Origin of the sequence: Allostella sp. (genome assembly GCF_041913585.1) — a bacterium.
Lineage (GTDB): Bacteria > Pseudomonadota > Alphaproteobacteria > ATCC43930 > Allostellaceae > Allostella.
This window is the reverse complement of sequence record NZ_JAYSFE010000027.1, coordinates 13,766-34,918: the sequence shown is the minus strand read 5'-3', so window position 1 is coordinate 34,918 and position 21,153 is coordinate 13,766. Positions and strand designations below refer to the sequence as shown.

The following is a 21,153-nucleotide window of genomic DNA, read 5'->3' as shown; positions in this document are numbered from 1 at the left end:
CCGTCAGTCCTGCACCCGCCGGCGGATGCCGATGCGGTGCAGGACCTCGTCCCAGCCGAGCGATGCGGCGACGCTGCGCAGCCGCCGCATCGCCAGCCGCTCCTTGTCGCCGTCGCTCAGTTCCGACCAGAGCCGGACCGGACCGGCCTTGGCGTCGCGCCACCGGTCGACGGCGGCATCCACGCGTGCGCGTTCAAGGGATTTCTTCGGGACCTGCGGATCCATGCCTGCTCCTCCTCCAGGACGCACCTCAAGTGCCGGGTGCGTCGTGGGTCAGGGGAGGGGCCGGTCAGGCCCGTGGCGGTCGCATGCGACAGAGGTAGGATGCGGCCGCGGCGGGCGCAAGCCCGGCCGCGGCCGGGAGGTCAGGCAACCTCGACCAGCGCGTGGCGCTTGCGGCCGGCGGACAGCTTGAGGCGGCCGTCGGCGCCGAGGTCGGCCAGCGTGACGACCCGCTGCTCGTCCTCGATCGCGGCGTCGTTGAGGCGCGCGCCGCCGCCCTTCACCAGCCGGCGCGCCTCGCCGTTCGAGGCGGCGAGGCCCGCCTGCCGGAAGAGCTCGTAGGCCGGCACGCCGGCTTCGAGCCGGGCGCGCTCGACGGCGATCGTCGGCAGGTCGCCGCCGGCGGCGCCGTCCTCGAACGTCCGGCGGGCGGTTTCCGCGGCGGTATCGGCGGCCTCGCGGCCGTGGCAGAGCGCCGTCGCCGCCGTCGCCAGGATCTTCTTGGCCTCGTTGATCTCGGCGCCGCCCAGCGCCTCCAGCCGGGCCACCTCGTCGAGCGGCATGTCGGTGAAGAGGCGGAGGAAGCGGCCGACGTCGGCGTCCTCGGTGTTCCGCCAGAACTGCCAGAAGTCGTAGGGCGACAGGCGGTCGGGGTTGAGCCAGACGGCGCCCGACGCGGTCTTGCCCATCTTGGCGCCCGAGGCGGTGGCGATCAGCGGCGTCGTCAGCCCGAAGAGCTGGCGCTCGTCGATGCGGCGCGTCAGGTCGATGCCGTTGACGATGTTGCCCCACTGGTCCGAGCCGCCCATCTGCAGCGTGCAGTCGTAGCGGCGCGACAGCTCCAGGAAGTCGTAGGCCTGGAGGATCATGTAGTTGAACTCGAGGAAGGTCAGCGGCTGGTCGCGCTCCAGCCGCAGCCGGACGCTGTCCATCGTCAGCATCCGGTTGACCGAGAAGTGCCGGCCGATGTCGCGCAGCACCTGGATGTAGCCGAGCCGGTCGAGCCACTCGGCATTGTCGGCCATGACCGCGTCGGTCGGCCCGTCGCCGAAGGTCAGGTAGTTGGCGAAGGTCTTGCGGATGCTGGCCTTGTTGCGCTCGATGTCCTCCTCGGACAGGAGGCGGCGCGTCTCGTCGCGGCCCGAGGGGTCGCCGACCTTGGTGGTGCCGCCGCCCATCAGCACGATCGGCTTGTGGCCGGTGCGCTGGAACCAGCGCAGGCTCATGATCTGCAGCAGGTGGCCGACATGGAGGCTGTCGGCGGTGCAGTCGAACCCGATATAGGCGACGACCACGCCCTTGCTGCAACGCTCGTCGAGCGCCTGGCCGTCGGTCATCTGGTGGATGAAGCCGCGGTCCTGCAGGGTGGCGATGAAGTCGGAGGCGGGTCGGGTCATCGGGGGCTTTCCGGGAATGGGCCCGGCCGAGCGATGCGCCTGCGGGGCGTGCTTGCCGGGGGCGCCGCCCTTTAGCACACTCGCGCCGTGCCGCAAACGACGCCCGAGCCGCGATTCGCCCCCGTTCTCGCCATCGGACTGATGAGCGGGACCTCCCTGGACGGCGTCGATGCCGCCATGATCGAAACGGACGGCGAGAGCGTGCGCCGTCTCGGCCGGTCGGTGACCTTGCCCTATCCCGAAGCGTTCCGCGACCGCCTGCGCGCCGTGCTCGGCGACCGTGGCGACGTTGCCGGCGCGGCCCGCGAACTGACCGAGCGGCACGTGGACGCGGTGGCAGCGCTCCTGGGCGCCGCCGACCTGCCGGCCGCCGCCGTCGGCCTCGTCGGGTTCCACGGCCAGACCGTCCTCCATCGGCCGGTGGCACGCCTCACGCGCCAGATCGGCGACGGCGGCCTGCTGGCGCGGCTGACCGGCATTCCGGTCGTCGACGATTTCCGCTCGGCCGACGTCGCGGCCGGCGGCGAGGGGGCGCCGCTGGTGCCGGTCTATCACCGGGCCCTGGCCGCGGGACTGGAACGGCCCATGGCCGTGCTCAACATCGGCGGGGTCGCCAACCTGACCTGGATCGGTGCCGACGACGACCTCGTGGCGTTCGACACCGGGCCCGGCAACGCGCTCGTCGACGACTGGGTCAGGGCGCGCACCGGGCAACCGTTCGACGCCGACGGGATGCTGGCCCGATCCGGCCGGGTCGATGCCGCCACCCTCGCGCGCCTGCTGTCCCACCCGTATTTCTCGCGGCCGGCGCCGAAGTCCCTCGACCGGGACGAACTCGGACGCGATGCCGTTGGGCGCCTGGTCGGGGGCCACCTGTCGACCGAGGACGGGGCGGCGACGCTGGCGGCCTTCACCGTGGAGGCGGTGGCCGCAGGGGGCCGCCGCTGCCCGGCGCCGCCCCGGCGCTGGCTGGTCGGCGGCGGCGGCCGGCGCAATGCCGCGCTCCTCGAGGGGCTGCGGCGGCGCCTCGGCGTGCCCGTCGACCCGGTCGAGGCGGTCGGGTGGGACGGCGACGCGCTGGAGGCGGAAGCCTTTGCGTTCCTGGCCGTCCGGTCCGTGCGCGGCCTGCCGCTCAGCCTGCCGCGGACGACCGGGGTGCCTGCGCCGATGACCGGCGGCCGGCTTTGGCCGGTGCCGGGTCAGCCCTTGCCGTGGAAGAAGGCCGACGGAGCCAGCGCCGGGTAGAGGCGATCGAGGTCGGGCCGCCCGGCATAGGCCGCGGCCAGCCCGGGCGGCGGCTGGTAGCAGGCCGCCTCGTCGCGGGTCCGGGTGACGTGTCCGCACCAGTGGTCGGCGGCGCTGCCGACGTCGAGGGCGATGCCGCCGGCGGCGCGGACATGGGCGCAATAGACCTTGCCGAGGATCCCGGCCGCGACCAGCACCACCTGTCCCGGCCGGACCTCGGCGGCGAGTTCGCGGCAGACGCGCTCCAACCCGTCCGGATAGTGATCGCCCTCGGCCCGGCCGGCGCCGTCGCGGACATACTTGCGTTCGGCCGGGACGCGGTGGGTGCGCGCGACGTGGAAGCCGAACCGGCGTTCCAGGGCGGGGCCGAGATCGGACCGGCCGGTCACCACCGCTCCGGTTCCGGCGCGGCCGAGAACGACGTCCCACAGCCCCCACCAGGCCAGCGCGCTGTGCAGATGGCAGGATGTGATCGTGGCGCCGGGGCCGGCGACGGCCCCCGCCGGCGGTGCCGGCGCCAAGCCCGCGAACTGCTCGACCACGGCCATCAGTCCGCGGCTCGTCTGGCCGGGCCGCATGGCGCGGCCGAGGGAGTTGGCGAGGCGGTACTGGTCCGGGATGCCGACGATATCGGCGGCGCGCACGGCGTCGGCGAGGAGGCCCATGAGATGGGCCGTGGCGTCGCGGTCGAGCATGCGGTCGCTCCACCACAGGCGCTGGATGGAACGCTGGTCCTGGCCCTGGTGTGCGGCGAGATCGGCGGCGTAGGGGAGGAAATTGCCCTCGCCGTCGCCGAGGCGGAGAACCGACAGCGGCGTCCGGTCGGCGATCGCCGCCGCGATCCGGTCCGCGACCGCCAGCGCCTCGGACAGGTTGACGCGGAGGTCGAGCCGGACGGTGCCATGGCGCTCCCGGACCCGCTCGATCGCCGTCCAGGCGCGATCCATGGGGTCGGAAGCCCAGCCGGGCGGGATGTCCTCGGCCGCCGCCGGCACCGCCAGGGGGCGCCGCTCGACCGGCGCCGGCAGGGGCGCCCCGCCGAACAGGGCGTCGAGGCTGTCGGCGCATTCGCGCTCGAAGAGGCCGGCGAGCCGCAACTCGCGCGGTGAGCCGGCCGACCCCGCCAGCGCCTCCAGCACCCGCCGGACGCCGGCCGGTCCGTCGTCCCGCCGGGCCTGGGCCAGGATGTCGGGCAGCAGGCGGGCGGCGGTGCGCAGGAGGGCGGGGGGCTGCCCGAGGCGCCGCAGATGGTGCGTCGCCAGATCCTCGCGACCGCCGGCGACGAGGGCGTGGATCGAGAACATCTGGCTCGTCGGCGTGCTCCCGATGCCGGCCTCGGCCACGATCGCCGCCGCCTCGGCGGCGCGGCCGTTCAGCGTCAGGGCCTCGATCAGCATGCGTCGCAGGACGTCGTCGGCGATCGCCTGCGGGCGCGCGGCTTCGAGTTCGGCGAGCAGGCGCCGACCGTCATGGGCGAGCTTGGCCAGCCAGGCGAACCCGAACAGCCGTTCCCGGGCCGGCAGGGCGTCGGCCGGGAGCGCTTCCAGGAAGTCCCAGGCCTCCCGCAGGTGGCCCATGGCGAGCAGGGCGCCGGCGATCTCCTGCGGCGCGGTCGGGTCGCGGAAGCGCTCCCAGACGGCGCGCCAGCGTTCCAGGGCAAGCGGCCAGTCGTGGCGGCGGACGGCGACCGCGGCCGCGCCCATCCAGCCGCGCCGCTCGGCCGGTGCCCGTTCGATCGCCCGCAGGAAGCGCGGCTCGGCCGCGTCCAGCCGACCGGCCTTGAGGTCGATGATCCCGAGTTCGATCAGGCTCATGGCGTGCCCGGGGTTTCGCCGCAGGGCCTCCTCGAAGGCCTTGCGGGCGTCCTCCGGCCGGTCGATCGCGAGCAGCACCTGCCCGAGCCGTGCCGGCCCTTCGGCCGAGCGCCGGTAGCGGCGGGCGACGTCGCGGAACTGCGCGATCGCCGCATTGATCCGGCGCAGGCGCGACAGCGCCTCGCCGCGGCCGATGGCGGCGGTGAAGTCGTCGCCGTGCCGCAGGATCTCCTCCCAGCCGTGCAGCGCGTCCTCGTGGCGCCGATCGCGCATCGCCTGATGGGCCTCGGCGGCGATGTCGGCGAGCGGGCGGACGGGGGGCGGCTTGGAGGGCGGCGGGAGGGCGGCGAGGGCGTCGAGCGCCTGCTCGTAGGCCGGGATGGGCAGCCGCCGGGCCAGTTCGTGCAGGATCGCGGCGGTCCGCTGCGGCGGGAAGCGTGCCGTCGCCACCTCGAGCAGGTGGCGATGGTGGGACGGATCGTGGGTGTTCCGCTGATGGCCGACATAGAGGTAGAGGCGGGGCAGATCGAGATGCACCGTCGGCACGCTGGCCACGATCGCCTGCGCGACCGGGGTGTCCTCTCCGCGCCGCAGGCCGGGATAGCGGCCGACGGCGGTCTTGCGGCCGAGCAGCGATCCTTCCCACAGCCGCCGCGTCGAGACCGAGACCGCCGGTTCGGCCGGCATCCACTGCAGCCAGCGCAGGAGGAAGCAGGCGTCGGTCCCGGTCATGGCGAGCGCCCGCATCTGGTACTCGATGCGCAACGGGTCGTAGAGGTCGTCGTCGTCCCACTGGCAGACGAACGGCCCCCGGGCGGCATCGATCGCGAGGTTGCGCAGTTCGCCCAGCGTCCGTCCCTCGGGCGGCAGCCGGATGTGCCGGATCGCGGGATCGCCGAGGCGGCGGACGGTTTCGGCGAGGGCGGGGTCGGGATCGTCGTCGACGATGACGAGTTCGCGCGCCGCCCAGGTCTGCGCCTGGAAGCAGCGGATCGCCACGGCGGCCAGGGGCGCCCGGCCGCCGGTCACCATGAGGCACGAGACGAAGCCCTCGGCCGGGTCGATCGGCGGCGGGCTGCCCCGGAAGAGGAGCGTGCGGCCGGCGCCGGGGCGATCGGGCCGGCGGACGAGCGCCGCGGCGCGGGCCGGCGCCCCGAAATGGGCGTCGCCGACCGTGCGGAACCAGGAGCCGTCCCAGTGGTGGTGGGTGTAGGCCCGGAGGGCGACGGCGTTCCAGCGCTCGATGTCGAACAGCGCCCCCTCCCAGGCCGAATCGCGGTCGACCGGATAGAGGGTCTCGGACGGCAGCACCCGCACGGGGTCGGAGCCGCGGTAGCGCGCGAGGACGCGGCTGAGGAGGAACGGGCCGGAGACGTCCAGCGGATCGGCCGCCCGCCGCGCGATCGGCAGCGCCGCCCGGACGTCGGACCAGAAGGCGTGCCCGGGGGTCGACGCCATGAAGGTCGGGCACGGGATCCGCGTGATGCCGCGGCGCGTCGCCTTGAGCGCCTCGCCATGGCTGTCCGGCTCCAGCCCGAGCACCAGGCTCTCGCCGTCGAGCAGCGCATCGATCGGCTGGAAGCACTCGAGGTCGAGATCGACGAAGACGCCGCCGAGATGGGCCAGGACGAGGTAGCGGCCCGTGTCGACCCGCTCGATCGGGTCCGGATAGGCGTCGAAGATCGGCAGGAACCCGGGATCGTGCCGGGCGACGAAATCGCGCAGGTCGGCGTCGGTCCAGAGCCGGACCGCCCAGCCGGGGTGGTGTCGCGCCCAGCCGTCGAAGAAGGGACGGTAGCGGGCGGGAATGTCGGGCGTCCGCCAGGTGAAGTGCAGGATGCGCGGAATCGTCGTCGCCGGACGCTTCGCCGGGGCTGCCGCGAGGGCGGCGTCTCCGGCAGTCACGCCCGGGCGCTCCGGCGCGCCTCGGCGAGGCGATGGGCGCGGGCGGGATCGTGGCAGAAGAGAACCACGAGATCGCCCGGGCCGGCGCGGTCGAGGATGCGGCCCACGGCCTCCGCCTCGGCCGGCACGACCGCGACCCGTTCGCGGGGAACCCCGGCGCCGACCAGTCCCTGCGCGAGCCGGGACGCGACCTCGCCCGGCCGGCGGCCGCGGAGCTTGTCGGGGTCGCTGCAGACATAGTGGTCGAAGCCGCCGGCTGCGGCCGCGGCGAGGCCGGGATAGTGCTGATTCCGGCGGTTGCCGGGCGCGTTCAAGAGGCAGATGCGGCGGCCGGACACCTCCTGGGTCGCGGACCACGCCCGCATCGCGGCGATCGCGTCGGCATTGTGGCCGTAGTCGACGACGAGGCGGAACGGCAGGCCGCCGATCACCGACATGCGGCCGAGCGTGCTGTCCCATCCGAGGTCGAAGCCGGCGAGGCCCTCGGCGATGGCTGTCGTGGTCGCGCCCAGGCCCCAGGCGATGGCGGCGGCGAAGAGCGCGTTCTCGACATTGTGCATCGCCCGCCCGCCGTCCGCCGCCGGCAGCGCATCGACCCGCGCCAGCGGTACCTCGCTGCCGTCGATGCGCAGGACGAGGGTGGCGTCGCCGCCACTTCCCCGCAGCGTGGCGGCGATGTCGCCGGGCGGCAGCCCGCCCGCGACCAGGGGTGCGGTCGGATCGGTCGAGACGAAGCAGGTCTGTCGCGCCGGCGTCCGGTCGCGCATGGCAGCCGACAGCGGATCGCGGGCATTGAGCACCGCGAGGTCCGTCGCCACCCGGACGATCAGCGACTTGATGTCCGCCAGTTCCTCGCGGCTGGCGATGCCGTCGGTGCCGACATGATCGTCGCCGACGTTGAGGACCGCGCCGACATGGCAGCGGTCGAAGCCGAGCCCGAGCCGGCGCAGGCCGCCGCGGGCGACTTCCACGACCGCGGTCTCGACCAGCGGATCCTGCAGCAGCATCCGGGCGCCGGGTGGCCCGGCGAGGTCGCCCCGGGCCAACACATGCTCGTCGATCTGGACCGTTTCGGTCGTCGCCTGGCCGACGTTGCGGCCCATGGCGCGCAGGATGCGGGCCGCCATGCGCACGGTCGTGGTCTTGCCGTTGGTCCCGGTCACGGCGGCGAGCGGGATGCGGCCGTCGCCGCCATCGGGGAAGAGGTGATCGACGAGCGCGGCTGCGGCATCCGGCGAGGCCGGGTCGGCGACGTGCGGCCGCAGGCCCGGCGTCTGGTTCACCTCGCAGATAGCGCCGCCCGTCTCCGCGAGCGGCCGCCCGATGTCGGTGGTGATGACGTCGACGCCGGCGATGTCGAGATCGAGGACGCGCGCGGCGGTCTCGACGGCGCGGCGCGTGTCGGGATGGAGGCGGTCGGTCACGTCGATGCTGGTGCCGCCGGTCGAGATGTTGGCGGTGGCGCGCAGCGCGACGATCCGGCCGTCGGCCGGCACGGAGTCGAGGTCGAGCCGCTGGCGCCGCAGCTCGCCGCGGACGACGTCGTCGACGGCGATGGTGACGAGATCGGGGGACCGGTCGCCCGTGGCCCGCCGCGGGCTGCGGTTGGCGGCGTCGATCAGTTCGGCGACGCTGTGGCGGCCGTCGCCGACGACATGGGCCGGGATCCGCCGGGCCGCGGCCACGACCCGGCCGCCGACCACGAGGCAGCGGTGGTCGGCCCCGGGAACGTGCTTCTCGACGAGCAGGCGCCCGTGCCGATGCAGACGCCGGTAGGCGGCCTCGACCTCCTCCGGGCCGGCGAGGCCGGCCGCCACCGCCTCGCCCTTGTCGACCCGCCCGGCCTTGACGACGACGGGATAGCCGATCGCCGCGGCCGCCTCCGTCGCTTCCCGGAGGCTCCACACCGGTTGCTGCTTCGGCACCGGCAGCCCCGCCTCGGCCAGCAGTCGGCTGGTGTAGACCTTGTCGCTGGCGATCGACTGGCCGATGTGCGAGGTGCGGCTGGTGCTGGCGGCGACGACGCGCTGCTGGCGGGCGCCGTGGCCGAACTGGATCACCGGCGCCAGCGGGAACAGGCGGTGGTGCGGGATGCCGCGCCGTTCCGCCTCGCGGATCTGCATGCGGGTGGTATGGACGAGCTGGTAGGTGTCGAGCGCCTCGAGGAACTGCCGGCGGGCGGCCTCGGGATCGGCGGACGAGGCGACGCCGGTCTCGGCCGCGATCGCGGCATCGACCGCGACGACCGCCCAGCGCAGGGCGGCGACGGCGATCATCGGTTCCTCGTAGCCGGTCATCAGTTCGACGCGGCCCGCGCCCGTGGCCGGGCGGCTCGCCCACCAGTCGACGGCCGCGTGCTCCGCCCGCTGGGCGGCGACGGCCATGGCCGCCGCCAGGTCGGGAAGGGGCGCGGTCGTCGCGGCGGGGTCGAGCGCTGCCCAGGCGGCCGGCATCGCCGCCTGCAGCCGGCCCCGGAACGCGGCCGACCGGGCGCTCGTGACGGCCGCCGCCCAGGGACCGAAATCGACCGCCATCATCACGATCGGCGCCAGCCGGATGTGGTTCGGACCGGCGAACCCGTGGGTGCCGAGGATGCGGAGGTGCGACACGCCGGCGGCACCAGTCGGTGCGTCGCGGGCGTCGTCTCCCAGCGGAGGCGAAACCCCCATGCTCGCCGGTCGGGTCATCGGTGGCGCACCAAGCGCGTCGATGGTAGCGAACCCGGCCTCGCCACGGCAAGCGCACCCTTGGGCCTCGCCGCGCACGGGAGGTTCGCGATACCGTCCCCGCTGCACACGCGACGGAGAGATCGGTCATGGACGCGAGCGGCACTGCCTACGAGCCCGGAACCACCCGCCTCCTGTCCTTCCAGGACGTGCGGCCGCGCTTCGCCGACGGGTCGGATTCGCCGCGGGCCTATCTGGAGCGGTGCCTGGAGATCATCGCCCTGCGCGACGGCGAGGTGCGGGCCTTCGTCGCCACCAATCCCGAGGGGGCGCGGCGTGCCGCCGACGCGGCGGCGGCGCGCTGGAAGGCCGGCCGGCCCCTCGGTCCGCTCGACGGGATGCCGCTCGGGGTCAAGGACCTCTACGAGACCGAGGACATGCCGACCGGCATGGGCAGCCCGATCTATGCCGGCTGGGAATCGCATCGCGACGCGGCATCGGTCTATGCGCTCCGCCGGCAGGCCGGCGTCGTCGTGCTCGGCAAGACGGTGACGACCGAGTTCGGGTTCAGCCATCCCGGCCCCACCACCAACCCGTTCGACCCCGCCCGGACGCCGGGCGGCTCGTCGTCGGGATCGGCGGCCGCCGTCGGGGCGCGCATGGTGCCGGTCGCCTTCGGCAGCCAGTTGATGGGGTCGATCATCCGGCCCGCCAGCTATTGCGGCAACTACGGCTACAAACCTTCCTACGGCGCCCTCAATCGCGGCGGCGGCCATTCCAGCCTGAGCCAGAGCCATCTCGGCCTCCATGCCGGCTCGCTCGCCGATGCCTGGGCGGTCGCCTTCGAGACGTCGCGCCTGGCCGGCGGCGACCCGGGCTATCCCGGCATCTTCGGTTCGGGGGCCGAACTGCCGCCGGCTCGGCCGCCGCGCGTGCTGGCCCGCCTGGACGGCCCCGGCTGGGAGATCGCCGACGGGGCGGCCAGGGACGCGCTCGGGGCCTATGTCGAGCGGCTGCGCGCGGCCGGCGTGACGGTGCTGTCGCGGCGCGACCATCCGGGCGTGGCGGCGCTCGAGGAGGCGGTCGCTCCCTGCGCCGACAACTCGATGACGATCATCGGCTGGGAACTGAAATGGCCGCTCGCCGCCTATCGCGAGAAGGGCGAAGGGCTGCTCAGCCGCTCGATCGCCGACCGGCTGGCGCAGTGGGAGACGATCACCATCGAGCAGTACCGCCGCGCCGTCGAAATCCGCAACGAGATGCGCCGCCGCCACGCCGTCCTGCGCCCGGCGATCGAGGGCTTCGTCGGCCTGCCGGCCCCCGGCGTGGCGCCGCGCGGGCTGGCATCGACCGGCAACCCGATCATGAACGTCCCGTCCTCGACGCTCGGCGCCCCCGTCTTCACGGTGCCGCTGCTGGCGCAGGAAGGCATGCCGCTCGGGGTCCAGATCATGGGCTACCCCGACGGCGACGAGGCGACCTGCGCCATCGCCCGCTGGATGGACGAGACGCGCCTCTGAGCGGCGGGGAGGGGGCGGCCGCTGCCGCCCCCGTCCGCCTACCGCACGACGATCCGTGGCGGGGCGCGGCGGGCGTCGTCGGTGCCGACCAGCTGCCAGACGCGGGCGGCGAGCGCGCGGAAGGCCGCGGCGTGCGGGCCGTTCGGCTCGGCGACGGTGATCGGGGTGCCGCCGTCGGAGGTTTCGCGGATCGCGATGTCGAGCGGGATCTCGCCGAGGAACTCGGTGCCGAGCCGCTCGGCCTCGCGCCGGGCGCCGCCATGGCCGAAGATCTCGGACCGGTGGCCGCAATTGGGGCAGCAGAAGTAGCTCATGTTCTCGACGATGCCGAGGACCGGCACGTCGACCTTGCGGAACATGTTGAGGCCCTTGCGGGCGTCGAGCAGCGCGATGTCCTGCGGCGTCGAGACGATGACGGCACCCGACAGCGGCACCTGCTGGGCCATCGTCAGCTGTGCGTCGCCGGTGCCGGGCGGCATGTCGACGACCAGGATGTCGAGCGGCGCCCAGTTCACGTCGCGCAGCATCTGCTGCAGCGCGCTCATCACCATCGGGCCGCGCCAGATCATCGGCGTGTCCTCGGCGACGAGGAAGCCCATGGACATGACCTTGATGCCGTGACGCTGCATCGGTTCGAGCACGCGGCCGTCGTGCGAGGTCGGCCGGCCGGAGATTCCGGTCATCCGGGGCATCGACGGCCCGTAGATGTCGGCGTCGAGGATGCCGACCGCGAGCCCGTTGGCGGCGAGGCCGAGCGCCAGGTTGACGGCGACGGTCGACTTGCCGACCCCGCCCTTGCCCGAGGCGACGGCGACGATGGTGCGCACGCCGGCGATGGCGCCGCGTCCGGCGCCGGGCGAGGCGCCGCGCGGCGCCGCGCCGTGCCCGTGCGGCGCGGTCGCGGCCGCCGCCGCATTCCGGTGCGCGGTCAGGACCGCGGTCACCGACAGCACGCCCGGCAGCGCGTCGACGGCCTTCTCCGCCGCCCGCCGCAGCGGCTCGAGCGCCGGCCCGCGCGCCGGATCGACCTCGATCGCGAAGGCGACATGGCCGTCCTTGATCTGCAGCCCCGAGACCATCCCGAGACCGACGAGGTCGCCCCGCTCGCCATCCCGGATAGTGCGAAGGGCGGCGAGGATCGCGTCCTCGGTGATGGCGCTCATCCTTGAAAACTCCTGCTCGCTGGCAAATATCGCGTTGACCTGCCGCGCGTCCGCGGCCAGTCATGTCATATGGGGCCGTCGCGCGGCGTTTGCCAAGCGGCGGCCCGCGAGCGTTCGGGGACAAGGAGAACGGCGAATGCCGTGGAACAATCAGGGGGGCGGCGGCCCTTGGGGCGGCGGTGGCGGCGGCCAGGGGCCGTGGGGGCGCGGGCCCTCCGGCGGCGGTTCGCAGCCTCCGAACCTCGAGGACCTGATCCGCCAGGGACAGGATCGCTTTCGACGCCTGATGCCGCGCGGTTTCGGCGGCGGTCGTGGCGTCGCGGTGATCGTCGTGGTGCTGGGGCTGATCTGGCTGGCGAGCGGCTTCTATCGCGTACTGCCCGACGAGCAGGGCGTGGTGCTGCGCTTCGGCGAGTTCGTCAAGACGACGCAGCCGGGCCTCAACTACCACCTGCCGACGCCGATCGAGGCGGTGCTGACCCCGAAGGTCACCCGTGTCAACCGGGTCGAGATCGGCTTCCGCGCCGCCGAGACGGTGCGCAGCGGGGCGGTCCGGCAGGTGCCGGAAGAGAGCCTGATGCTGACCGGCGACGAGAACATCGTCGACATCAACTTCACGGTGTTCTGGGTCATCCGCAACGCCGGCGAGTTCCTCTTCAATATCCGCTCCCCCGAGCAGACCGTGAAGGCGGCGGCCGAGAGCGCGATCCGTGAATCGATCGGCCAGATTCCGATCGCGCTGGCGCTCGCCGAGGGCCGTCGCGAGATCGAGCAGAATACGCTGCGCCTGCTGCAGGAGGTGCTCGACAACTACACGGCCGGCATCCTGGTCACCCAGGTCCAGCTCCAGAAGGTCGACCCGCCGGGCCCCGTGATCGACGCCTTCCGCGACGTCCAGCGCGCCCGCGCCGACCAGGAGCGCCTGCGCAACGAGGCGGAAGCCTACCGCAACGACATCATCCCGCGCGCCCGCGGCGAGGCCGAGCGCCTCGTCCAGGAGGCCGAAGCCTACAAGCAGGAGGTGGTCGCCCGCTCCGAGGGTGACGCCCAGCGCTTCACCTCGGTCTATCAGGCCTATCGCGCCGCCCCCGACGTCACCACCCAGCGCATCTATCTGGAGACGATGGAGGAGGTGCTGCGGAACGTGAACAAGGTGGTCATCGACAAGAGTGCCGCCGGGTCGGGCGTCGTTCCGTACCTGCCGCTGCCGGAGGTCGCGCGGCGGCCCGGGCAGGCCGCACCGCCCTCCACCTCGTCCCGCACGCCCACCGGGGGCACCCAGCAATGAACCGCAAGTTCCTGATCGGCCTCGGCGTCGCGCTGGTCGCCGCGGTCATCCTCGCCACCTCGTCGCTCTTCATCGTCAACCAGGCGGAGCAGGCGATCGTCCTGCAGTTCGGCGAGCCCAAGCGGGTCATCCAGGAGCCGGGGCTCAAGGTGAAGGTGCCGTTCATCCAGAACGCCGTCTTCTACGACAAGCGCCTGCTCGACTTCGCGCCGCCGTCGGAGGAGGTCATCGCCTCCGACCAGAAGCGGCTCGTGATCGACGCCTATGCGCGCTACCGGATCGTCGATCCCTTGCGCTTCTACCAGACGATCGGCGCCGAAGCGCTCGCCCAGACGCGTCTCGGCGCCACCATCAGCGGCAGCCTGCGCCGCGTCATCGGCAACGTCACCCTGGCCCAGGTCCTCTCCGACGAGCGGTCCCGGATCATGGAGGAGATCCGGGTCGACGTGAACAAGGCGGCCACCAACTTCGGCCTCGACGTCATCGACGTCCGGCTCCGGCGGGCCGACCTCCCCGAAGAGAACAGCCAGGCGATCTTCGCCCGCATGCAGTCCGAACGCGAACGCGAGGCGCGCGAGTTCCGGGCGCAGGGTGCGGAACTGGCGCAGCGCATCCGCTCGCGGGCCGAGCGCGAGCGCACCGTCATCATCGCCGAGGCGCAGAAGCAGGCGCAGATCCTGCGCGGCGAGGGCGAAGGGGAGTCGGTGCGGATCTATGCCGACGCCTTCGGCAAGGACCCGTCCTTCTTCGCCTTCTACCGCTCGATGCAGGCCTATCGGGAAGCGATCAACCCCGGCGACACGACCATGGTGCTTGCGCCCGACAGCGAGTTCTTCCGGTATTTCTCGGACCGGAAGGGGCTGACGGTGCCGCCTCGGGCGCCGGCGCAGCAGTGAGCGGCGTCTCGGACCAAGGACCGGGATGGAGGTGCTTTGGGTGGCGTGCGGGCTGGTCCTCGTGATCGAAGGACTGGCCTACGCCGCATTTCCCGAGCAGATGCGACGGATGATGCGCCAGGCGCTCGAACTGCCGGAGGGCACCTTGCGGATGGCCGGGCTGCTGGCGGCCATCGTCGGCGTCGCGGTGGTCTGGCTCGCGCGCGGCTGACGGCGATGACGCAATCGCGATTTCCGCCTTCGGCGCGTTTCTCGCATAATGCCGGACGGATTCGCGCCCGGACGGGCGCGCCCGCCGGCCGCCGCGAGGTGCCGGCGTCTCACCGATGGAGCTGAGCTTGGCTCGCATGATCCCGATGGCCGCCGGGTGCGGCCTCCCGACCCCCCGAGACTGCGGCCGCGCCCGCGGCCGTCGCCGCTTTGGAGTCGCCGCATGGCTGGCGATGGCGGTCGCGACCGTCGCCTGGGTCCAGCCCGCGGCGGCGCGGTCGGCGCCGGAGAGTTTCGCCGACCTCGCCGCCAAGCTGCTGCCGTCGGTCGTGAACGTCTCGACGTCGCAGCAGTCCCGGGGCGGGGCCGCGCAGACCGGGCAGCAGCGCCGCCTGCCGGAGATGCCGCAGTTCCCGCCCGGCTCGCCCTTCGAGGACTTCTTCCGCGAGTTCTTCGAGCGCAACAACCGGCCGGACGCCCCGCCGCGCCGGGCGACGTCGCTGGGCTCCGGCTTCGTCATCGACGCCGCCGGCCTCATCGTCACCAACAATCACGTCGTCGCCGACGCCGACGAGATCACGGTCATCCTCCAGGACGACACCAGCCTCAAGGCCGAACTGGTCGGCCGCGACACCAAGACGGACCTGGCGTTGCTGCGCGTCAAGCCGACCAAGCCGCTGACGGCGGTGAAGTTCGGCGATTCGGACCAGGCCCGGGTCGGCGACTGGGTGCTGGCGATCGGCAACCCGTTCGGGCTCGGCGGCTCGGTGACGGCCGGCATCCTCTCCGCCCGCCAGCGCGACATCAATGCCGGCCCCTACGACGACTTCATCCAGACCGACGCCTCGATCAACCGCGGCAATTCGGGCGGACCGCTGTTCAACATGGCGGGCGAAGTGATCGGCGTGAACACGGCCATCTTCTCCCCGTCCGGCGGCTCGATCGGGATCGGCTTCGCCATCCCGTCCGCGCTCGCCCGCCCGGTGGTCCAGCAGCTCAAGGAGTTCGGCCGGACCCGGCGCGGCTGGCTCGGCGTGCGCATCCAGGGCGTCAGCGACGAGATCGCCGAGACGCTGGGGCTGGGCAAGGCGCGCGGGGCGCTGGTGGCGAGCACCAGCGAGAAGGGGCCGGCGGCCGAGGCGGGAATCCAGCCGGGCGACGTCGTGCTCGCCTTCGACGGCCGCGACATCACCGAGATGCGACGCCTGCCCCGCGTCGTCGCCGAGACGCCGATCAACAAGCGCGCGAAGGTCGTGGTCTGGCGCAAGGGCCGCGAGATGTCCTTCGAGGTCAAGGTCGGCGAGCTCGACGAGAGCGAGGAATCCGAGCAGGTCGCGGCGCTTCCCAAGGGCGGCGAGCAGAAGCCGATGACGGCCGAGGCCCTCGGCCTGTCGCTGTCGGGCCTGTCGGCGGACCTGAAGCAGAAGTTCAGCATCGGCGACGAGGTCAACGGCGTCGTGGTGACGGCGGTGTCGCCGAACAGCCCGGCGGCGGAGAAGGGCGTCCGTGCCGGCGACGTCATCCTCGAGGTCGGTCAGGAAGAGGTGAAGACGCCGGCCGAGGTTGCGGCCAAGGTCGAGGAGGCCCGTCGGGCCAACCGCAAGTCGCTGCTGCTGCTGATCGACCGCCAGGGCGACCTGCGCTTCGTCGCGCTCCGCATCGACCGCGGCTGACCCGCGCGCCGTCAGCCGGCCGCGAACTCGGCCGGACGGTAGCCCTGGAGGTAGAGGACGGCGGTCAGGTCGGAATGGACGATGCGGTTGGCGACCGCGGCCGCCACCGGCGGCTTCGGGCGAAATCCGACGGCGAGGCCGGCGGCGGCCAGCATGGCGAGGTCGTTGGCGCCGTCGCCGATCGCAACCGCCTCGGCGGTGGAGAGGTGACGTTCGGCGGCGAGCCGCTCCAGCGTCGCCCGCTTGCCCTCCGCCGTGATCGCGAGTTCGGCCACCTCGCCCGTCAGGAGGTCCCCGTCCCAGGCGAGGCGGTTGGCGAAGCCGAGGTCGAAACCGAGCTCGGCGCGCACGCGGTCGACGAAGATCGAGAAGCCCCCGGACACGAGCGCGGTGAGCGCGCCGGAGCGGCGCATGGTCGCGACCAGGGTGCGCGCGCCGGCGACCGGGCGGATGCCGCGGGCGGCGGCGGCGAGCAGGGCCTCGCCGTAGCCCGCGAACAGGCGCGTGCGGTGGCGCAGCGAGGCGGCGAAGTCGATCTCTCCCGCCATGGCGCGGCGGGTCACGGCGGCGACCGCGTCGCCGAGCCCGGCCAGCGCCGCCATGTCGTCGAGCAACTCGTTCTCGACGACCGTCGCCTCCATGTCGCAGACCAGCAGGCGCCGCCGCCGGCCGGCGACCGGGGTCGCGAGCACGTCGATGGCTGCCGGCGCCAGGGCCAGGGCGGCGGCGGCGTGGGCGGCCGCCGGGTCGTCGGCGGCGTAGGCGAGGTCGCAGGCGATCCCCGGCGCCAGCCAGTCGGGCATGCCGACCCGGGCGCCGGCGCCGGCGAGCGCCGCCTGGGCCGCGGCCGGAACCGACGGCCCGAGCCGGCCTTCCGCGGCGCCGGCGACAAGGGTGAGGACATGAGTCATGCCGCTGTATAGGAGCCGGCCCTGCCGCACTGCAACATGACCGAAGCGCACACGGGAGGCGACATCGAGGCCCTGGTGGTGGCCGGGCCGACCGCCGGCGGCAAGTCGGCGCTGGCACTGGCGCTGGCACGCCGCTTCGGCGGCACCATCGTCAATGCCGACAGCCAGCAGCTCTATGCCGACCTGCGGGTGCTGACGGCGCGGCCGTCGCCGCAGGACGAGGCGGCGGTGCCGCACCGCCTCTATGGCGTGCTGGCGGCGGCCGAAATCGGTTCGGCCGAGCGCTGGCGGCAGATGGCGGTCGCCGAGATCGCGGCCGCTCGCGCCGGCGGCCGCCTGCCGATCCTGGTCGGCGGGACCGGCCTCTACCTGCGCGCGCTGCTGCGGGGACTGGCCGCCGTGCCCGACATTCCGGACGCCGTCCGGGCCGAGGGGCGGGAGCGCCATCGCCGGCTCGGCGGCGAGGCCTTCCATGCCGAACTCGCCGCCCTCGACCCGGACGGGGCGGCGCGGCTGGCGCCGGGCGACAGCCAGCGTCTGGTGCGCGCCTGGGAGGTGGTGACCGCGACCGGCCGGACGCTTGCGGACTGGCAGCGGGCGACGGCGGCCCCGGCGGACGCGCCCCGGGTGGCGGCGATCCTGGTCATGCCGCCGCGCCTGACGCTGCAGCCGCTGATCGCGCGGCGCTTCCGCGCCATGCTGGAGGAGGGCGCCGTCGACGAGGTGCGGCGGCTCCTGGCGCTCGGTCTCGCCCCCGACCTGCCGGTGATGAAGGCGGTGGGGGTGCCGGAACTGGCCCGCCACGTCGCCGGCGAATGGACCCTGGAGGCGGCGACGGCGGCGGCGGTCCGCGCGACCGAGCAGTATGCCAAGCGCCAGCTCACCTGGTTCCGGCATCAGGCGCCGCGCGACATGCCGACGCATCGGACCCTGCGCGAGCAATATTCGGAAAGGCTGCTGCCGGAAATCTTTGCATTTCTTCGTCCGTTTCGGTTGACCGCCTGATCGGCCGGCTCTAGGTTGCGCGCCTTGCCGACGGGGCCGACCCGTCGGACGGGGCGCGTGCGCCCCGATCGGAAGGAATGGGAGAAATGACGGACCAGCAGCCGAACGGAGCCGAAATCGTCATGAAGGCGCTCGCGGACCAGGGCGTCGACGTAATCTTCGGATATCCGGGCGGCGCGGTACTTCCGATCTACGACGCGCTCTTCAAGCAGAACCATGTCCGCCACATCCTCGTGCGCCACGAGCAGGCGGCGGTGCATGCGGCCGAGGGCTATGCCCGCTCGACCGGCAAGGTCGGCGTCGTCCTCGTCACGTCCGGCCCCGGCGCGACCAACGCCGTCACCGGCCTGACCGACGCGCTGATGGATTCGATCCCGATCGTCTGCTTCACCGGCCAGGTGCCGACGCACCTGATCGGCAACGACGCCTTCCAGGAAGCGGACACGACGGGGATCACCCGGCCCTGCACCAAGCACAATTACCTGGTCAAGGACGTCGACCAGCTGGCGCGGACGATTCACGAGGCGTTCCACGTCGCCCGCAGCGGCCGGCCCGGCCCCGTGGTGATCGACCTGCCCAAGGACGTCCAGTTCGCCGCCGGCCAGTACCTGCCGCCCGAGGCCGTCACCCACCGCACCTACCGGCCGCAGGTCGAGCCCGACGCCAAGGCGGTGGCGGCGGCGGTCGACATGCTGGAGCAGGCGAAGCGGCCGATCTTCTATGTCGGCGGCGGCGTCATCAATGCCGGGCCCGAGGCGGCGCAGGTGTTGACGGACCTCGTCCGGACGACGGGCTTCCCCTGCACGATGACGCTGATGGGCCTCGGCGCCTTCCCGGCATCGGACCCGCAGTCGCTCGGCATGCTGGGGATGCACGGCAGCTACGAGGCCAACCTCGCCATGCACGGCTGCGACGTGATGGTGGCGGTCGGCGCGCGTTTCGACGACCGGGTGACCGGCAACCTCACCAAGTTCTCGCCGGGCTCGCGCAAGATCCACATCGACATCGACCCGTCCTCGATCAACAAGAACGTCCGCGTCGACCTCGCCATCGTCGGCGACGCCGGACGGACGGCGGCGGCGATCCTGGCGGAGTGGAAGCGGCGCAAGGCCAAAGCCGACCGCGGCGCGCTCAAGGCCTGGTGGAAGCAGATCGAGGAGTGGCGGGCCCGCAACTGCTTCGCCTACGAGAAGACCGACCAGGTCATCAAGCCGCAATACGCGCTGGAGCGGCTGCGCGAACTGACCCGTGGCCGGCAGACCTTCATCACCACCGAGGTCGGCCAGCACCAGATGTGGGCGGCGCAATTCCTGCGCTTCGAGGGCCCGAACCAGTGGATGACCTCGGGCGGTCTCGGCACCATGGGCTACGGCCTGCCGGCGGCGATGGGGGTGCAGATCGCCCATCCCGACGCGCTGGTCATCGACGTGGCGGGCGAGGCCTCGATCCTGATGAACATCCAGGAGATGTCGACGCTGGCCCAGTACCGGCTGCCGGTGAAGATCCTCATCCTCAACAACCAGTGGATGGGGATGGTGCGGCAGTGGCAGGAACTGCTGCACGGCGCCCGCTACTCGGAGAGCTATTCCGACTCGCTGCCCGACTTCGTGAAGCTCGCGGACGCGTTCGGCGCCGTCGGCCGCCGGGTCACCGAGGTCGGCGACGTCGATGCGGCGATCCGCGAGATGATCGAGACGCCGCGGCCCTTCATCCTCGACATGTGCGTCGACCAGAAGGAGAACTGCTTCCCGATGATCCCCTCGGGGGCGGCGCACAACGAGATGCTGATGGGGCCGGAGGATCGCCGCCAGACGACGGTCTCGGACGAGGGGATGGTGCTCGTATAGGGGGCGGCTCGCCCCCAGCGCCCGTTCCTTCCTCCCGTCTTCCGGAGTTCCGTCCCTTGAGCGACATCCGCCGCCACACCATCGCCGTGCTCGTCGACAACGAGCCCGGCGTCCTCGCCCGCGTGATCGGCCTGTTCTCCGGCCGAGGCTACAACATCGAGAGCCTGACGGTGGCCGAGGTCGACCCGGCACAGCACCTCTCCCGCATCACCGTCGTGACCTCGGGCACGCCGATGATCATCGAGCAGATCAAGGCCCAGCTCGACCGGCTGGTGCCGGTCCACGCCGTGCGCGACCTCACCCTCTCGGGCAAGTCGGTGGAGCGCGAACTGGCGCTCATCAAGGTCGCGGGCACCGGCGAGAAGCGCATCGAATCGCTGCGGCTCGCCGACATCTTCCGCGCCCGCGTCATCGACAGCACGACGGAATCCTTCGTCTTCGAGATGACGGGCTCGACCGAGAAGCTCGATGCCTTCGTCGACCTCATGCGGCCGCTCGGCCTCGTCGACGTCTCCCGGACCGGGGTGGTGGCGATCTCGCGCGGGCCGAAGGCGATCTGAAGCATGGCCGGCAAGTCGCTGCTGCCGCCGCCGCCCGGCGCCGGCATCATCTCCAGCTTTCCGAAGTCCGGCCGGACGTGGCTGCGGTTCATGCTGTCCGTATATCTCGACGATCTCTACGGATTGCAGGGGGCGGTGGACCTCCATTCGATGTTCCGGATCCTGCCGAACAACGACGACGACGCGTTGCGCGGCCGGCATCTCTATGCCTTCGCCGACCGGCCCGAGGTGCCGCGGGTGCTGTGCGAACACCTGCTGTGGCGGCCATTCGACCCGGCGGTCAATCCGACCGTCGCGATCGTCCGCTCGCCGGTCGATACGCTCGTGTCGTCGTACTTCATGGAAACCCGGCAGCGGCACCAGACCGATATCGAGCTCCCGGCCTACCTGCGCAGCAAACGCGGGGTCCGGCGATGGATCGTCTACTACAATGCACTCCTCGCCGAGCGGCCGCCGGGCATCGCCACCTGGGTCAGCTACGAGCAGTTGAAGCAGGAGCCGATGGCTACGCTGGGCGTGGTCCTCGACACGTTCCGGATCGACCGCGACCCGGAACGCATGGAGCGCGCCATCGCCGCCTCGGCCTTCGACCGCATGGCGGCGCTGGAGGAGGACCAGGGGTTTCCCGGCAATCCGGCCGACCCCGACGACCCGCAGGGCCGGCGCATGCGCGAGGGCAAGGTCGGCGCCGCGAGCCGCTATCTGACGCCGGCCGACGAGGATTTCGTACGGACGACGATCAACGAGACGCTTCACCCCGCCGCCCGGGAGCGTCTCCGGCAACTGGGCTGCAATCTCTGACGGGGCGACCCCGTCTCCCGTATCCCCACC

At 72.7% G+C, this 21,153-nt stretch carries 16 protein-coding genes; 10 read left to right on the top strand and 6 right to left on the bottom strand.

Translation table 11 applies throughout. The features are described 5' to 3' along the window. Positions 1–3: 3 nt before the first annotated feature. Together ACE3Q3_RS07510 and tyrS are read right to left on the bottom strand one after the other, a co-directional pair. On the bottom strand, positions 4–183 hold the full coding sequence (locus tag ACE3Q3_RS07510; RefSeq protein ID WP_374444104.1) for a hypothetical protein: 180 nt from the start codon (positions 181–183) through the stop codon (positions 4–6). Between the two features lie 182 nt (positions 184–365). Next, on the bottom strand, positions 366–1,619 hold the full coding sequence (gene tyrS, locus ACE3Q3_RS07505) for a tyrosine--tRNA ligase (protein ID WP_374444102.1): 1,254 nt from the start codon (positions 1,617–1,619) through the stop codon (positions 366–368). An 87-nt stretch (positions 1,620–1,706) separates the two neighbouring features. Between tyrS and ACE3Q3_RS07500 the strand changes: the two genes are divergently transcribed. Continuing rightward, positions 1,707–2,864 carry an anhydro-N-acetylmuramic acid kinase gene (locus ACE3Q3_RS07500; RefSeq protein WP_374444100.1) on the top strand — a complete coding sequence of 386 codons (1,158 nt, stop codon included), beginning with the start codon at positions 1,707–1,709 and terminating at the stop codon, positions 2,862–2,864. Here ACE3Q3_RS07500 and ACE3Q3_RS07495 read toward each other — a convergent pair. Beyond that, positions 2,819–6,583 (bottom strand): glycosyltransferase, encoded by a 3,765-nt coding sequence (locus ACE3Q3_RS07495; RefSeq protein ID WP_374444098.1) that lies wholly within the window; start codon positions 6,581–6,583, stop codon positions 2,819–2,821. The genes ACE3Q3_RS07500 and ACE3Q3_RS07495 overlap by 46 nt on opposite strands. Further along, the gene (locus ACE3Q3_RS07490) at positions 6,580–9,192 is read right to left on the bottom strand and encodes a Mur ligase family protein (RefSeq protein WP_374444096.1); all 2,613 of its coding nucleotides are present in this window, start codon (positions 9,190–9,192) and stop codon (positions 6,580–6,582) included. Before ACE3Q3_RS07490 ends, ACE3Q3_RS07495 begins: the two co-directional genes overlap by 4 nt. A 206-nt stretch (positions 9,193–9,398) precedes the next feature. On the opposite strand from ACE3Q3_RS07490, the gene ACE3Q3_RS07485 reads away from it, so the two are divergent. Beyond that, entirely contained in the window at positions 9,399–10,769 is a 1,371-nt protein-coding gene (locus ACE3Q3_RS07485) for an amidase (RefSeq protein WP_374444094.1), read from the top strand. A gap of 38 nt (positions 10,770–10,807) precedes the next feature. On the opposite strand, the gene apbC is transcribed toward ACE3Q3_RS07485, so the two are convergent. Next, positions 10,808–11,932, bottom strand: a complete 1,125-nt coding sequence (apbC, locus tag ACE3Q3_RS07480) for an iron-sulfur cluster carrier protein ApbC (RefSeq protein ID WP_374444093.1) — start codon at positions 11,930–11,932, stop codon at positions 10,808–10,810. Positions 11,933–12,068: 136 nt separating this feature from the next. On the opposite strand from apbC, the gene hflK reads away from it, so the two are divergent. The 4 genes from hflK (at position 12,069) to ACE3Q3_RS07460 (ending at position 15,999) form a co-directional block, all read left to right on the top strand. Further along, positions 12,069–13,220 carry an FtsH protease activity modulator HflK gene (hflK, locus tag ACE3Q3_RS07475; RefSeq protein ID WP_374444091.1) on the top strand — a complete coding sequence of 384 codons (1,152 nt, stop codon included), beginning with the start codon at positions 12,069–12,071 and terminating at the stop codon, positions 13,218–13,220. Next, on the top strand, positions 13,217–14,116 hold the full coding sequence (hflC, locus tag ACE3Q3_RS07470; RefSeq protein ID WP_374444090.1) for a protease modulator HflC: 900 nt from the start codon (positions 13,217–13,219) through the stop codon (positions 14,114–14,116). The genes hflK and hflC overlap by 4 nt, the downstream gene beginning before the upstream one ends. Positions 14,117–14,141: 25 nt before the next feature. Continuing rightward, on the top strand, positions 14,142–14,327 hold the full coding sequence (locus ACE3Q3_RS07465) for a DUF2065 domain-containing protein (protein WP_374444089.1): 186 nt from the start codon (positions 14,142–14,144) through the stop codon (positions 14,325–14,327). A gap of 232 nt (positions 14,328–14,559) precedes the next feature. Continuing rightward, positions 14,560–15,999, top strand: coding sequence for a DegQ family serine endoprotease (locus ACE3Q3_RS07460; RefSeq protein WP_374444087.1), 1,440 nt, complete (start codon positions 14,560–14,562; stop codon positions 15,997–15,999). 11 nt (positions 16,000–16,010) lie between these two features. Here ACE3Q3_RS07460 and serB read toward each other — a convergent pair whose 3' ends face one another. Next, the gene (gene serB / locus ACE3Q3_RS07455) at positions 16,011–16,910 is read right to left on the bottom strand and encodes a phosphoserine phosphatase SerB (RefSeq protein ID WP_374444086.1); all 900 of its coding nucleotides are present in this window, start codon (positions 16,908–16,910) and stop codon (positions 16,011–16,013) included. Between the two features lie 36 nt (positions 16,911–16,946). On the opposite strand from serB, the gene miaA reads away from it, so the two are divergent. The 4 genes from miaA to ACE3Q3_RS07435 all read left to right on the top strand — a co-directional run bounded on the left by miaA (position 16,947) and on the right by ACE3Q3_RS07435 (position 21,123). Beyond that, complete coding sequence (miaA, locus tag ACE3Q3_RS07450; RefSeq protein WP_374444085.1) at positions 16,947–17,915, top strand: tRNA (adenosine(37)-N6)-dimethylallyltransferase MiaA; 969 nt, start codon at positions 16,947–16,949, stop codon at positions 17,913–17,915. Between the two features lie 86 nt (positions 17,916–18,001). Next, positions 18,002–19,762 carry an acetolactate synthase 3 large subunit gene (locus tag ACE3Q3_RS07445; protein WP_374444084.1) on the top strand — a complete coding sequence of 587 codons (1,761 nt, stop codon included), beginning with the start codon at positions 18,002–18,004 and terminating at the stop codon, positions 19,760–19,762. Positions 19,763–19,818: 56 nt separating this feature from the next. Beyond that, complete coding sequence (gene ilvN / locus ACE3Q3_RS07440; protein WP_374444082.1) at positions 19,819–20,322, top strand: acetolactate synthase small subunit; 504 nt, start codon at positions 19,819–19,821, stop codon at positions 20,320–20,322. A gap of 3 nt (positions 20,323–20,325) precedes the next feature. Then, positions 20,326–21,123 (top strand): sulfotransferase domain-containing protein, encoded by a 798-nt coding sequence (locus ACE3Q3_RS07435; RefSeq protein ID WP_374444081.1) that lies wholly within the window; start codon positions 20,326–20,328, stop codon positions 21,121–21,123. Positions 21,124–21,153 lie beyond the last annotated feature (30 nt).

What these genes read in the sequence shown, in the direction of transcription:
- apbC (WP_374444093.1), bottom strand. Translation starts at nt 11,932, where the DNA reads ATGAGCGCCATCACCGAGGACGCGATCCTCGCCGCCCTTCGCACTATC.
- serB (WP_374444086.1), bottom strand. Translation starts at nt 16,910, where the DNA reads ATGACTCATGTCCTCACCCTTGTCGCCGGCGCCGCGGAAGGCCGGCTC.
- ACE3Q3_RS07435 (WP_374444081.1), top strand. Translation starts at nt 20,326, where the DNA reads ATGGCCGGCAAGTCGCTGCTGCCGCCGCCGCCCGGCGCCGGCATCATC.
- ACE3Q3_RS07460 (WP_374444087.1), top strand. Translation starts at nt 14,560, where the DNA reads ATGGCGGTCGCGACCGTCGCCTGGGTCCAGCCCGCGGCGGCGCGGTCG.
- hflK (WP_374444091.1), top strand. Translation starts at nt 12,069, where the DNA reads ATGCCGTGGAACAATCAGGGGGGCGGCGGCCCTTGGGGCGGCGGTGGC.
- tyrS (WP_374444102.1), bottom strand. Translation starts at nt 1,619, where the DNA reads ATGACCCGACCCGCCTCCGACTTCATCGCCACCCTGCAGGACCGCGGC.
- hflC (WP_374444090.1), top strand. Translation starts at nt 13,217, where the DNA reads ATGAACCGCAAGTTCCTGATCGGCCTCGGCGTCGCGCTGGTCGCCGCG.
- miaA (WP_374444085.1), top strand. Translation starts at nt 16,947, where the DNA reads ATGACCGAAGCGCACACGGGAGGCGACATCGAGGCCCTGGTGGTGGCC.
- ACE3Q3_RS07485 (WP_374444094.1), top strand. Translation starts at nt 9,399, where the DNA reads ATGGACGCGAGCGGCACTGCCTACGAGCCCGGAACCACCCGCCTCCTG.
- ACE3Q3_RS07445 (WP_374444084.1), top strand. Translation starts at nt 18,002, where the DNA reads ATGACGGACCAGCAGCCGAACGGAGCCGAAATCGTCATGAAGGCGCTC.
- ACE3Q3_RS07465 (WP_374444089.1), top strand. Translation starts at nt 14,142, where the DNA reads ATGGAGGTGCTTTGGGTGGCGTGCGGGCTGGTCCTCGTGATCGAAGGA.